General features: G+C 66.4%; 15 protein-coding genes. 9 read left to right on the top strand and 6 right to left on the bottom strand.

The annotated features are described in order from the left end of the window. Positions 1-89 precede the first annotated feature (89 nt). The 7 genes from CK498_RS18915 (at position 90) to CK498_RS18885 (ending at position 6,041) form a co-directional block, all read left to right on the top strand. The gene (locus tag CK498_RS18915) at positions 90-635 is read left to right on the top strand and encodes a c-type cytochrome (RefSeq protein ID WP_095622411.1); all 546 of its coding nucleotides are present in this window, start codon (positions 90-92) and stop codon (positions 633-635) included. Positions 636-699: 64 nt separating this feature from the next. After that, entirely contained in the window at positions 700-1,551 is an 852-nt protein-coding gene (locus CK498_RS18910; RefSeq protein ID WP_095622410.1) for a substrate-binding domain-containing protein, read from the top strand. Continuing rightward, positions 1,548-2,198 (top strand): hypothetical protein, encoded by a 651-nt coding sequence (locus CK498_RS18905; protein ID WP_095622409.1) that lies wholly within the window; start codon positions 1,548-1,550, stop codon positions 2,196-2,198. The genes CK498_RS18910 and CK498_RS18905 overlap by 4 nt, the downstream gene beginning before the upstream one ends. A gap of 60 nt (positions 2,199-2,258) precedes the next feature. Then, positions 2,259-3,488: an ABC transporter substrate-binding protein gene (locus CK498_RS18900; RefSeq protein ID WP_095622408.1), complete on the top strand. Its 1,230-nt coding sequence runs from the start codon at positions 2,259-2,261 to the stop codon at positions 3,486-3,488. Next, entirely contained in the window at positions 3,476-4,480 is a 1,005-nt protein-coding gene (locus CK498_RS18895) for a PQQ-dependent catabolism-associated beta-propeller protein (RefSeq protein ID WP_095622407.1), read from the top strand. Before CK498_RS18900 ends, CK498_RS18895 begins: the two co-directional genes overlap by 13 nt. Next, the gene (locus tag CK498_RS18890) at positions 4,477-5,241 is read left to right on the top strand and encodes an ABC transporter ATP-binding protein (RefSeq protein WP_095622406.1); all 765 of its coding nucleotides are present in this window, start codon (positions 4,477-4,479) and stop codon (positions 5,239-5,241) included. The genes CK498_RS18895 and CK498_RS18890 overlap by 4 nt, the downstream gene beginning before the upstream one ends. Then, a complete protein-coding gene (locus tag CK498_RS18885; RefSeq protein WP_095622405.1) occupies positions 5,238-6,041 on the top strand; it encodes an ABC transporter permease in 804 nt (267 codons plus the stop codon). Before CK498_RS18890 ends, CK498_RS18885 begins: the two co-directional genes overlap by 4 nt. 10 nt (positions 6,042-6,051) lie before the next feature. Here the strand turns inward: CK498_RS18885 and CK498_RS18880 are convergent, their stop codons facing one another. From CK498_RS18880 to CK498_RS18855, 6 genes are all read right to left on the bottom strand, one after another. Continuing rightward, positions 6,052-6,432, bottom strand: a complete 381-nt coding sequence (locus CK498_RS18880) for a c-type cytochrome (protein ID WP_095622404.1) — start codon at positions 6,430-6,432, stop codon at positions 6,052-6,054. A 44-nt stretch (positions 6,433-6,476) separates the two neighbouring features. Continuing rightward, complete coding sequence (locus CK498_RS18875; RefSeq protein ID WP_217987807.1) at positions 6,477-6,845, bottom strand: hypothetical protein; 369 nt, start codon at positions 6,843-6,845, stop codon at positions 6,477-6,479. A gap of 112 nt (positions 6,846-6,957) precedes the next feature. Further along, positions 6,958-7,302: a hypothetical protein gene (locus CK498_RS18870; protein WP_095622403.1), complete on the bottom strand. Its 345-nt coding sequence runs from the start codon at positions 7,300-7,302 to the stop codon at positions 6,958-6,960. 68 nt (positions 7,303-7,370) lie between these two features. Then, positions 7,371-7,685 carry an AzlD family protein gene (locus tag CK498_RS18865; RefSeq protein ID WP_095622402.1) on the bottom strand — a complete coding sequence of 105 codons (315 nt, stop codon included), beginning with the start codon at positions 7,683-7,685 and terminating at the stop codon, positions 7,371-7,373. Further along, complete coding sequence (locus tag CK498_RS18860) at positions 7,682-8,392, bottom strand: AzlC family ABC transporter permease (protein ID WP_095622401.1); 711 nt, start codon at positions 8,390-8,392, stop codon at positions 7,682-7,684. The genes CK498_RS18865 and CK498_RS18860 overlap by 4 nt, the downstream gene beginning before the upstream one ends. Further along, positions 8,389-9,384 (bottom strand): LLM class flavin-dependent oxidoreductase, encoded by a 996-nt coding sequence (locus tag CK498_RS18855; RefSeq protein ID WP_095622400.1) that lies wholly within the window; start codon positions 9,382-9,384, stop codon positions 8,389-8,391. Before CK498_RS18855 ends, CK498_RS18860 begins: the two co-directional genes overlap by 4 nt. A 348-nt stretch (positions 9,385-9,732) precedes the next feature. Here CK498_RS18855 and CK498_RS18850 point away from each other — a divergent pair, with 348 nt between their 5' ends. Both CK498_RS18850 and CK498_RS18845 read left to right on the top strand, forming a co-directional pair. Beyond that, positions 9,733-11,364: a BCCT family transporter gene (locus CK498_RS18850; protein ID WP_095622399.1), complete on the top strand. Its 1,632-nt coding sequence runs from the start codon at positions 9,733-9,735 to the stop codon at positions 11,362-11,364. Positions 11,365-11,485: 121 nt separating this feature from the next. Then, a complete protein-coding gene (locus tag CK498_RS18845; protein WP_095622398.1) occupies positions 11,486-11,665 on the top strand; it encodes a hypothetical protein in 180 nt (59 codons plus the stop codon). Positions 11,666-11,667: the final 2 nt, after the last annotated feature.

Below are 11,667 nucleotides of genomic sequence, written 5' to 3'. Positions count from 1 at the left end.
CAATGACAAATGGCGCCGGGCGCCGCCCGGCCAGATAACGAACGCTGCCGCAAGGCTCGCGGCAGCGTTCGAACAGTAAGGGCACGCACATGATTAGAGTCTTCGCGTCACGCCAGACGTTGCGTTTTTCCACCACCTCGCTGGTCGCCGCCCTGATGGCCGCCGGCCTGAGCATTTCCACGCTGGCCCTGGCCGGCAGTGACAACGACAAAGACAACGGTGGCGCCGTCGATACCAGCGCCGCCGGTGAATACCTGGCCGAGGACGGCAGGGTCGATCCCGACACCTATGATGGCTATATCGCCTATACCCGCTCTTGCCAGGCCTGCCATGGACCCGACGGCCTGGGCTCTTCGTTTGCCCCCAGCCTGGTGCGCGCCTCGGAACGGCGCGATTTCGCCGAATTTGCCCGCACCATTGCCGGCGGCCGTGAAGTACAGCCGGGCCAGGTGATGCCGGCATTTGCCGACGACCCCTACGTGCTCGGCAATATCGAAAACATCTACAGCTACATGCGCGGTCGCGCAGCCGGCGATATCGGTCGCGGGCGCCCGCAGATCATTGAACGCCTCGAGGTTGAGGTCAGCGACGAGACGCTGGAGGAAGAAGAAGCGCTGGACGACGACGCATCTTGACGCGGCGGCCCTTGTTCCGCCAGGCGTAAGCAATGCCCCTGCACCTTGGCAAGTGGAGAGCGTCATGAGGTTTCGTGGTTCCCTGACATGTCTGACGGCGGCAGCCTGGCTGCTGACCCAGGGTATCGGCTCGGTCCATGCCGACCTGCCCGAGCTCTACGAGCGCGACCAGCTGCGGGTCTGCGCCGATGGTAACAACTTACCGTTCACCAACAGTGCCGGTGAGGGCTTCGAGAACCGTATCGCCGAGCTGATGGCCGACGATCTTGATGTGCCGCTACGCTACGTCTGGGCGCCGCAGGTCATGGGCTTCGTGCGCAATACCCTGGAACTGCGCGTCTGCGACGTGATGATCGGTGTTGTGGCGGGCTACGAGCACCTGCAGAACACCAATGAATACTACCGCTCGGTGTATGCGCTGGTGGTGCCGGCGGACTTCGACGCCGACGTGACACGCCTCGACGATCCGGCACTCAAAGGGCTCGATATCGGCGTGATCGCCGAGACGCCGCCCATTGTGCCGCTGCGTCGCAGTGGCGCCACGGTGCGCAACTACCTGCTGCAGGTCGATACCCGCGAGCGTGCCCCGGTGCGCGACGCCATCGCCGACGTGGCCAACGGCAGCCTGGACGGTGCGGTGATCTGGGGGCCGATGGCCGGCTACTTCGCCGCGCGGCACGATCCGCCGCTCAAGGTGCTGCCGCTGCATGAGGACGATAGCGACGTGCGCCTGGATTTTCGCATCACCATGGGCATCCGCCGCGGCGAGCCGCAGTGGAAGGACTGGATCAACGACTTCATCGACCGCCATCAGGATGAGATCAACGCCATCCTGGTCGAGTACCAGGTGCCGCTGCTCGACCGCCGCGGTGAGCCGCTCGATTCGGCCTCGCTCAATGCGGAGGAGACATCATGAAAGCCTCCCACATCTCCGCTCTGATAATGGGTCTGCCGCTTGGGCTGCTGCTGGCGCTGGCATCACCGCCGCCCGCCGAGGCCCAGCGCGCCGCCACCGGCCCCCCCGACTGGCCTTGCGTGCAGCGTCTGGTACCGGAGTTGGCGTGGGGCGCGATCTGGACCGGGCCGCCGCTGGACGAGGTCGAGGAGGCGTGGTGGGACGACGACGAGGTGGGCCGCGTGGTGCGCTACGCGATGTCCCGCGAGACCCGCAGCGACGACGCCATGCAGCGGGTCAGCGAGTTTGTCGACAGCCTTGCCGATGATGACCCTGAGCAGCGTGAGGAGCGCCTGACGCTGCTGTTTTCGGGGCTCTTCGAGCTCACCCAGCGCGAGCGTAGCCGTACCATCGAGCGTATTCGCGGTGCCTCGCGGGCCCAGGTGGCACGGCTCGAGAAGGTTGCCGAGATGGTCGATGAGCTCGAGGCGCTGCGCGCCGAGGAGGACATCGACCCCGCGCAGGAGGAGGAACTTTCCAAGGCGCTGTTCTGGGAGCAGCGCACCTTCCAGTCACGCCAGCAGTCGCTGCCGGCGCTGTGCGAGCAGCCCTATCTGCTCGAAGAACGGCTCGGCCAGATGGTGCGCATCATCGATGCCGGGATGTAAGGCCGCTAGTCGCACTAGCAAACAACAACAGGCGCGGGTGATCCCCGCTAGGGAGTGCATATGTGGGCTGATAACGTAGGGGCCCGTCCGCTCGCGGGCTGGCTGGTGGCGGGCTCGCTGGCCGCCGGCGTGGCGCTGGCGGGCCCGGTACTGGCGCAGGACGAAGAGGTCGCCACCATCACCCTGGGCTATCTGGGCATGGAGCGGCCCGACGATCTCGAGCCGCTCTCGGTGCTCGACCCGGTAATCGATGATGAAGGCGTCCAGGGCGCGCGCCTGGCAGTCAACGACAACAACGCCACCGGCCAGTTTCTCGGCCAGGAGTTCGTGCTGGTCGAAGCGATGGTCGAGCCCGGTGGCGACGTGACCGCCGGCCTCGAACAGCTGATCGAACAGGGCGCCGACTGGATCATCAGCGGGCTCAATGCCGACGATCTGAGTGCAGTGCTCGAGCACCAGGCGCTGGGTGAGCGGGTGGTGTTCAACGCCGCGGCGCGGGATAACCATCTGCGCAGCGAGGCGTGCCATGCCCAGCTGTTCCATACCGTGCCCAGCCGGCGCATGCTGGCCGACGGCCTGGCGCAGTTCCTCGGCTACAAGCAGTGGGAGCGCTGGGGGCTGGTCTACGGCAACACCGATCAGGATCGGCTGTTCGCCGAGACCCTGCGTGAGGCCGCCGAGCGCTTCGGCCATGAGGTGGTCAGCGAGGAGATGTGGCCCTATGAGGCCATGGCGCGGCGCTCCGAGGGCGGTTTCCACGACATTCAGCGCGAGATCCCGGTATTTCTCCAGGACTTCGCCGACCACGACGTGCTGGTGATCTCCGACGAGACCGACTACTTCGGCGAGTTCTTCCCCAACCAGACCTGGCTGCCACGCCCGGTGGCCGGCACCCAGGGGCTGATGGCCACCGCCTGGCACCGCGCGCATGAATCCTGGGGCGCGGTGCAGCTGCAGCGGCGCTTCGAGAAGCTCGCCGAGCGCTGGATGACGCCCCAGGACTTCGGCGCCTGGTTGGCGGTGCGCTCGCTGGGCGAGGCCGCTGCGCGCACCGGCTCGGTGGAGCGCGGTGAGGTGGTCGACTACATGCTCAGCGACGAGTTCGAGCTCGCCGGCTACCTGGGCCTCCCGGTCAGCTACCGCACCTGGAACCACCAACTGCGCCAGCCGATCCTGATCACCGGGCCGCGCATGGTGGCCTCGGTGTCGCCCCAGGAGGGCTATCTGCATCCGCGTACGCCGCTGGATGCCATGGGTGTCGACGAGGGGGAATCACAATGCCAATTCTAAGTCGCGAGGCTGCCGCCATGTTCAAGCCGACGCTTCTCGGGCTGGCGCTGGGCGCCCTGGCCCTGACCCCGCTGGCCGCCAGCGCCGAGCGCATCTTCGTCTCCAACGAGAAGGACAACACCGTCTCGGTGATCGACGGTGCGAGTCTCGAGGTAATCGAGACCATCGACGTTGGCCGCCGGCCACGGGCGATGGCCTTCAGCAGCGATGGCAGCGAGCTGTTCGTCGCCGTGGGCGACGACGAGGCGATCGACATGATCGATCTCGAGACGCTGCAGGTGGTACGCAGCCAGTCGTCGGGGGAGGACCCGGAGGTGATCCGCGTCGATCCCAACCGCCCCTATATCTATGTCTCCAACGAGGATGACAACATCGTCTCGGTGCTCGACTACGAGCGGCGCACCCTGGTCACCGAGATCCCGGTGGGGGTCGAGCCGGAGGGGCTCGGCATCAGCCCCGACGGCCGCTGGCTGATCGCTACCACCGAGACCTCCAACATGGCCCACATCATCGATGCCGAGCTCATGGAGGCCGTGCACCATCGGCTGGTGGGCGCGCGCCCGCGCCACGCCGAGTTCACCCACGACGGCCGCGAAGCCTGGGTCTCGGCGGAGATCGCCGCCACCGTCTCGGTGATCGACATGGTCGACAGCTTCGACGTCGAGCACACCATCCGCTTCGATGTGCCGGGGGTGCCGCGCGAGACGGTGCAGGCGGTGGGCGTGCAGCTGACCTCCGATGGCCGCTACGGCTTCGTGGCGCTGGGGCCCTCCAATCGCGTGGCGGTGGTCGACCAGCAAACCTATGAGGTGCTCGACTACATCCTGGTCGGCCAGCGGGTCTGGCACCTGGCGCTCAACGAGGACGAGACGCGGCTCTACACCACCAACGGCGTCAGCGGCGACGTCACGGTGATCGACGTCGAGAACCTCACCGCGCTGCAGTCGATCCCGGTAGGGCGCTTCCCGTGGGGGGTGATCGTCCAGCCATGACGGTGGGCGAGAGCACAGAAGTCCCCGCGCTCGAGGTGGAAGGGCTAAGCTTTAGCTACAGCGGCAAGCCGGTGTTGCAGGAGGTTGGCCTGCTCCTCGAGGCGGGGCAGTTCACGGTCTTGCTCGGCCCCAACGGGGCCGGCAAGACCACCCTGTTTTCGCTGATCACGCGGCTCTACGACCGCCGCGTGGGCAGCATCCGGGTGGGCGGCTTCGAGCTGCGGCGGGATGTCGTGGCGGCCCACGCGCGGATGGGCGTGGTGTTCCAGCAGCCGACCCTGGATCTCGATCTCAGCGTGCGCCAGAACCTCACCTATCATGCCGCCCTGCACGGCATGGGGCCGCGCGAGGCGCGTCGGCGTGCCGAGGAGCAGCTGCAGCGGGTGGGGCTCGGCGAGGCACTCAAGACCCGGGTGCGCCAGCTCTCAGGCGGCCAGCGGCGCCGGGTGGAGATCGCCCGCGGCCTGCTGCATCGGCCGCGCCTGCTACTGCTCGACGAACCCACTGTGGGGCTGGATATCGCCGCGCGCCGCGACCTGGTCGAACGGGTCCATCGGCTGTGCGTGGAGGAGGGCGTGGCGGTGCTGTGGGCCACCCACCTGATCGACGAGGTTTATCCCGAAGATCGCGTGGTGGTGCTCGACGCCGGGCGGGTGCGCGCCAGCGGCAGCGTCAGCGAAGTGCTCGCCGCCAGCGGCGCCACCAGCATCGGCGAGGCCTTCGATACCCTGACCCGCGGCCCCGTTGAGGTGGCCACATGAACCGCTACCTGCACTGCCTGCGCGGCGTGGTGGGACGCGAGCTGCTGCGCTTCCTGCACCAGCGCACGCGCTTCGTGGCGGCGCTGGTGCGGCCGCTGATCTGGCTGTTCGTGTTTGCCGCGGGCTTTCGCATGGCGCTGGGCGTGGCGATGACCGACCCCTACAAGACCTACATCCTGTATGAGGTCTACATCATCCCCGGCCTGGTGGGGATGATTCAGCTGTTCAACGGCATGCAGAGTTCGCTGTCGATGGTCTACGACCGCGAGATGGGCAGCATGCGCGTGCTGCTGGTCAGTCCCTTTCCACGCTGGTACCTGCTGCTGTGCAAGCTGTTGGCCGGCACCCTGGTGTCGATCGTGCAGGTCTATGTGTTCCTGACCATCGCCTGGTTCTACGGCATTCAGGCGCCGCTGCTGGGCTATGTGTGGATCCTGCCAGCGCTGATCGTCACCGGCTTCATGGTCGGTGCGCTAGGCATGCTGCTGTCGACCTTCGTCAAGCAGTTGGAGAACTTCGCCGGGGTGATGAACTTTGTGATCTTCCCGATGTTCTTCCTCTCCTCGGCGCTCTACCCGCTATGGCGGATCCGCGAGGGCAGTTATCTGGTCTATCAGATCGCGTCGCTCAACCCCTTCACCTACGCCGTGGAGATGATCCGCTTCGCGCTCTATGAGCAGCTCAATCTCGAGGCGGTGCTGATCGTGGTGGTGACCACGGCGATACTGCTGGCGCTGGCGATTCTCGGCTACAACCCGGCGCGCGGCATGATGGCGCGCAAGGGCGGTGGCGGAGAGTAAGTAAAGGCGGCTATGGCGCCTCCTGCTGGGCCTCGAGATAGCGGATCAGCGCCTGGCGCGGCGCATCCTCGAGCCCCCACAGCACCATGCGATTGCCTGGCAGTAGCGCCTCGGGGTCGGCCAGGAAGGTATCCAACGTCTCGGCGTCCCAGTTGAACTCGGCAGCTTCTAGGGCCGCAGAGTAGTCGTAATCTGCCAGGCCGCCGACCGGGCGGCCGATCACCTCATGCAGGCTGGGGCCGGCGCGGTGCACGCCTTCCTGCAGCGCATGGCAGCCGTAGCAGTGGTTGCGAAAAATGCGTTCGCCCTCGCGTACATCGGCGGCGAGTGCGCTACTGCTGATCAGCGCCGCCCCCAGCAGGGCGGCGCTCGACAGGAACCAGGGGGGCATCGGGGAAGCACCTTCTGTGGCTGGCTGGTGAGACGAAGGCGCGCTCAGAAGCAGCGCAGGTCGGCTTCGGCCTGGGCGCTGCGGAACTGGCGCAGCTGATCCTGCAGGCCGCGCTCGGTGCGAAACAGTACCCCGAGTTCGCCGCGCTGGTCGTTCATGCGCATCACCGTTTCGACGGACTCGTACTCTTCATAGGGGATCAGCTCGGCGATCACGTCGATGCTGCACGAGCACTGCTGCATCACCAGGTGGTTCTGGCCGTTGGCGGCCATGCAGCCGAGCACGTAGTCGACGCGGGTCGAAGTAGGGTAGTCATTGGCCAGGGCCAGGGGGGCAGCGAACATCAATCCGCCTGCCAAGGCGATCGCTGCAGAGCGTGGGATGACGTGGTGCATCTTGTTGTTATGGCGCATGCAGTACCTCATGTGAGTGGCGTGATATCACTCCTTAACGTTATGCCAGGCGTGGTGCTTTCGCCACCTTCGATCACCCCGATCGGCGCTGCCGTCGCGCCGCTGTCAGCGGTTAGTCCGGGCGTCGCGGGTTGGACTCGTCCTTGATCTCATAGTCACCCTCCAGCACCTGTTGATGGTGGTGGCGATTGCCTTGGCCGCTGCCAATGTCCTGTGCCTGTTCGGCGCGCATGCGCTCCATGCGCTTCTTCATGCGGTGGCGCAGGAACGGCAGCATGGCCCAGCCGATCAACAGGAAGAACAGGCCGATAACGGTGCCGACGATCATCAGGGTGCCGAACAGCAGCCAGGTGAAGAACAGGCGCAGGCCGCTGGGCCGGCCCTGACGAGCGCGCTCCCGCCACTGCTGTGCGGCTTGCCAGGCGGGGTTGTCACGCGGGTCTCGAGAGTTGGGCATTAGGGGCTCCGGAAAAGCATCAAGTTGAGCGTGTGGCTATTGGAAGTCACCCGCCGCGGATCGTTCCGTTACGACTGGATAAGCCGCCAGCCGGCGGCGGTGGCGATACCGGCGGCAATCCCCAACAGCGGCTTGCGGCTGGTCAGCATCACGCCGAAGGTGGCCACCAGCGCCAGGCGGGCGCCCCAGTCGCCGTAGAGCGCCATCGGCGTGATCACCGCCACCAGCACCGAGCCGGCCATGGCGTTGATAAAGCGCTCGACCCGCGGGCCGATGGGGATCCGCGACATCACCAGCACGCCGCCGCTGCGGGTCAGGTAGGTGACTAGCGCCATGCTCAGGATGGCGAGGAAAGCGCCCAGGGGCGTTAGCGGCAGGCTCATGGCGAGGCCTCCTTGGGCTTGCTACGCGGTGGCATCAGCAGCCCGGCGATACCGCCGGCCAGGGCGCCGACGATCACGTGCGAGTTCTCCGGCAGCCAGGCCAAGGCGGCCAGGGCGGCCAGCGCCGCCGCTACCCAGGGCACCAGCACGCCGAGGTCGAGCTTGCCGCCGACCAGCATCGACAGCAGGAAGCAGCCCATGATCACGTCGAGGCCGAAGCGCTCGGGCTCGCTGATGCCGCTGCCGAACACCACGCCGAGAAGGGTGCCGAGCATCCACGCCAGCCACAGCGCGATACCGCCGCCCACCAGCATGCCGACGTTGGTCTCGCCACGGCGATAGTCGGCGGCGGCCATGGCCCAGTTGGAGTCGCTCATCAGCCCCAGGCTGGCGTAGCGCTGGCGGCGCGGCAGGTGGCTCAGCCAGGGGTAGAGGGCGGCGCCCATCAGCAGGTGGCGGGCGTTGATGGCGAAGGTCGAGGCGATCAGCGCGACCAGCGGAATCTGCGGCCCCCACAGTTCGAGGGCCGCGAACTGCGAGGCACCGGCAAACACCAGCCCGCTCATCAGCAGCGTCTCGAGCCCGGACAGGCCGCGCTGGATGGCTGCCACGCCGAACGCCAGGCCGAAGGCGATCACGAACGGCGATAGCGGCGCCATGCGCTTGAGGCCCTTGAGGGTGCCCGGCCAGTCGAGCCGGGCGCTCATGCCTGCCAGGCCTCGGCGACCAGCGACAGGCTGTGCAGGCGGTCTTCCTGGGCGTAGACGTCGGTGGTCATGATCAGTTCGTCGACGCCGGTACGGGCCACGAACGCCTCGAGCTGTTCGCGCAGCGTCTCGGGGCCGCCGATCACCGCGGCACCCAGGAACTGGTTCACCTGGGCCTGCTCCATGGGCGACCAGTCGAGCGACTCCTGGGGCGGCTGGGCGCGTGTGCTGCGCCCGCGGATCAGGTTGAGGAACTTCTGCTGGGCGGTGCTGGCCAGGTAGTGGGCGTAGGCGTCGCTGTCGGCGGCGATCACCGGCAGGCCGACCATGGCATAGGGGGCGTCGAGCACCGCCGAGGGCCGGAAGTTGTCGCGATACAGGCGCAGCGCCTCGTGGAGGTAGCCGGGCGCGAACTGCGCGGCGAAGGCGAACGGCAGGCCGAGCCTGGCCGCCAGCTGGGCGCTGTAGCCGCTGGAGCCGAGCAGCCATAGCGGTACCTTGGTTCCCTGGCCGGGAATCGCCCGCACCCGCTGGCCGGGCTGGGCGTCATCGAGGTAGCCCGCGAGCTCCTCGAGGCGCTGCGGGAAGTCGTCGACGCCGGCCTGGGCGTGGCGGCGCAGCGCGGCCATGGTGGCGCCGTCGGAGCCCGGGGCGCGACCCAGCCCGAGGTCGATGCGCCCGGGGTAGAGCGTCTCCAGGGTGCCGAACTGCTCGGCGATGACCAGCGGCGGATGGTTGGGCAGCATGATGCCGCCGCTGCCGACGCGGATGCGCTGGGTCGCCCCGGCGATATGCCCGATCAGCACCGAGGTCGCGGCGCTGGCGATGCCGTCGATGCTGTGGTGTTCGGCGAGCCAGTAGCGGGTGAAGCCCAGCGCCTCGGCGTGGCGTGCGGTGGCCACGCTATCCGCGAAGCTGTCGGCGATGCTGCCGCCCTGACGGATCGCCGCGAGGTCGAGCACCGAAAGGCGGGTGGTGGAGAGTTGGCTCATGGGGGCCCCCGGGAAGTCATTAGCGTGCTTGCTATCTCTCGCCCTCTTATGGGGGTGACCGCGATATTTTGCAAATGCTTTGTGTCTCGCATAGTGCTGATGTTGTGCGCGCAGCTGCTTCTAGCGAGGGGCGCTGACGGCAGGTCGTAGAGGAGGTTCGATGCCATGGATGGCATCGGTAGCGCCCAGGGATGGTTTACAGCGCCTCCTCGAAGGCCTGCCGTCAGATCAGGCCCGAGCGGTGGCGTGGTCTAAGCACAACTTGCGACAACTGAGCAGCGGGTGTTACTGCTAGTGGGGCATGTTACGTTGTACAAAAATGTGACAAATCGATAGGGAGTGTCGTATATGGCCAATCCCGGAGGGCAGCGGGTGTTCTCGGTGTCTGCGGTAATCATTGTCGTGCTGGTCGCGGTAGGGGCGATCTTCCCCGAGCGCTTCGGCGCAGGGGCGGAAGCGGCGCTGGCCAGCGTTACTCAGCTGTTCGGCTGGTTCTACCTGTTCTCGATGTTCGGCTTCGTGATTTTCCTGCTGGGGCTGGCGTTCAGCAAGTACGGCAAGATCCGCCTCGGCCCCCAGGACAGCTCGCCGAGCTACACCTTCTTCTCCTGGGTCAGCATGCTGCTGGCCGCCGGCTTCGGCGTCGGCCTGGTGTTCTACGGCATGGCCGAGCCGATGTTCCACTATATCGACCCGCCCTACGGCGACGTCGAGGCCGAGACCACCGACGCCGCGCGCTATGCCATCCAGTACAGCTACTTCAACTGGGGCATCCACCAGTGGGCGGCCTTCTCGCTGGTGGGGCTGATCATCGCCTATTTCCAGTTCCGCAAGGGCCAGGCCGGGCTGGTCTCCTCGGTGCTCTCCTCGGTGACCGCCAAGTACCCCAAGGTACGGCCCTATGCCCCGGCGCTGGACGTGTTCGCGGTGGTGGCCACGGTAATGGGCGTGGCAACCTCGCTAGGGCTTGGCGTGCTGCAGATGAACGGTGGGCTCAACGCGGTATTCGGCCTGCCCGAAGGCGTGCTGTGGCAGTTCATCATCCTGTTCGTGATGTTCCTGGCCTATATGGCCTCGACCTGGTCGGGGCTCGACAAGGGCATCAAGCGGCTCTCCAACCTCAATATGATCCTGTGCATCGGGCTGATGCTGTATGTGCTGGTCACCGGCCCGACCCTGGCGATTCTCGAGACCATCACCCTGGGCATCGGCGACTACTTGCAGAACTTCATCGGCATGAGCCTGCGCATCTCGCCGTATACCGATAACACCTGGGCCAGTTCCTGGACGATCTTCTACTGGGCCTGGGTGATCGCCTGGTCGCCGTTCGTGGGCACCTTCGTGGCGCGGGTGTCGCGGGGGCGCACCATCAAAGAGTACGTGTTCGGCGTGCTGGTGGTGCCGCCGCTGCTGGCCTGCCTGTGGATCGGCGTATTCGGCGGCGCGGCGCTCAATATGGAGCTGGGTGGCGACGTCGGCCTGGCCGCGGTCACCCAGTCCAATATTACCGTGGCGCTGTTCGAGATGTTCGCGCTGATGCCCTTTACGCCGCTGCTGTCGATCATTGCCATGTGCCTAATCTTCATCTTCCTGGTGACCTCGGCGGACTCGGCGTCCTATATCGTTGCCCAGATGACCGACAACGGCTCGATCAACCCGCCGCTCTACAAGCGGATAACCTGGGGCGTGCTGATTGCCGCCATCTGCCTGACGCTGATCGCCGCCGGTGGCCTGACCGGCCTGCAGTCGGCATCGGTGCTGTCGGCGCTACCGTTCACCTTCATCCTCTACGGCATGGCCTATGTGCTGATCAAGGAGCTGCGCGCCGACCGCAAGGCGATGCTGACTCAGCTCTACCGCCGCCACGGCGAGACGCCGGTAGGCGCAGACGCCTTCGAGGCCGAGCTGCTCAGCGAAGAGGAGCGCGTGCGGCGGGCGCCCAATGTAATCAACCGGCGTATCAATACCCGCGACAACTGACCGGTTCCCTCTGAGCCAAGGAGGCAATGCATACCGCGCCCGCGTCTGGCATGGCAGATGCGGGCGCGGCGTTTTATGATGGCAGCATCATTATGACAATACTGGGAGCATCGCGCTGACCATGCCGCTGTTCAGGAAGCGCCGCTTCGGCGCGCGACACAGCCACGGGGCGACGCCGCGATTGATGCCGCTGCAGCGTCGTTCGCGTTTCGACGCCTGGCTGAATCGCTGCGTCGACATCGCGGTCACCCTGGCGCTGCTGGTGGGCGGTGTTGCCCTGGTGGTGCATCTGCTGCTATGAGG

The sequence above is a fragment of the Halomonas salipaludis genome (assembly GCF_002286975.1).
Taxonomy (GTDB): domain Bacteria; phylum Pseudomonadota; class Gammaproteobacteria; order Pseudomonadales; family Halomonadaceae; genus Franzmannia; species Franzmannia salipaludis.
This window is presented reverse-complemented; position numbering and strand designations above follow the sequence as displayed.

Bases quoted from the DNA above. Each gene is read 5' to 3' on its own strand.
- CK498_RS18865 (WP_095622402.1), bottom strand. From the start codon at position 7,685: ATGAGCCTGCCGCTAACGCCCCTGGGCGCTTTCCTCGCCATCCTGAGC.
- CK498_RS18870 (WP_095622403.1), bottom strand. From the start codon at position 7,302: ATGCCCAACTCTCGAGACCCGCGTGACAACCCCGCCTGGCAAGCCGCA.
- CK498_RS18905 (WP_095622409.1), top strand. From the start codon at position 1,548: ATGAAAGCCTCCCACATCTCCGCTCTGATAATGGGTCTGCCGCTTGGG.
- CK498_RS18855 (WP_095622400.1), bottom strand. From the start codon at position 9,384: ATGAGCCAACTCTCCACCACCCGCCTTTCGGTGCTCGACCTCGCGGCG.
- CK498_RS18860 (WP_095622401.1), bottom strand. From the start codon at position 8,392: ATGAGCGCCCGGCTCGACTGGCCGGGCACCCTCAAGGGCCTCAAGCGC.
- CK498_RS18890 (WP_095622406.1), top strand. From the start codon at position 4,477: ATGACGGTGGGCGAGAGCACAGAAGTCCCCGCGCTCGAGGTGGAAGGG.
- CK498_RS18895 (WP_095622407.1), top strand. From the start codon at position 3,476: ATGCCAATTCTAAGTCGCGAGGCTGCCGCCATGTTCAAGCCGACGCTT.
- CK498_RS18900 (WP_095622408.1), top strand. From the start codon at position 2,259: ATGTGGGCTGATAACGTAGGGGCCCGTCCGCTCGCGGGCTGGCTGGTG.
- CK498_RS18850 (WP_095622399.1), top strand. From the start codon at position 9,733: ATGGCCAATCCCGGAGGGCAGCGGGTGTTCTCGGTGTCTGCGGTAATC.
- CK498_RS18910 (WP_095622410.1), top strand. From the start codon at position 700: ATGAGGTTTCGTGGTTCCCTGACATGTCTGACGGCGGCAGCCTGGCTG.
- CK498_RS18915 (WP_095622411.1), top strand. From the start codon at position 90: ATGATTAGAGTCTTCGCGTCACGCCAGACGTTGCGTTTTTCCACCACC.
- CK498_RS18875 (WP_217987807.1), bottom strand. From the start codon at position 6,845: ATGCGCCATAACAACAAGATGCACCACGTCATCCCACGCTCTGCAGCG.
- CK498_RS18845 (WP_095622398.1), top strand. From the start codon at position 11,486: ATGCCGCTGTTCAGGAAGCGCCGCTTCGGCGCGCGACACAGCCACGGG.
- CK498_RS18880 (WP_095622404.1), bottom strand. From the start codon at position 6,432: ATGCCCCCCTGGTTCCTGTCGAGCGCCGCCCTGCTGGGGGCGGCGCTG.
- CK498_RS18885 (WP_095622405.1), top strand. From the start codon at position 5,238: ATGAACCGCTACCTGCACTGCCTGCGCGGCGTGGTGGGACGCGAGCTG.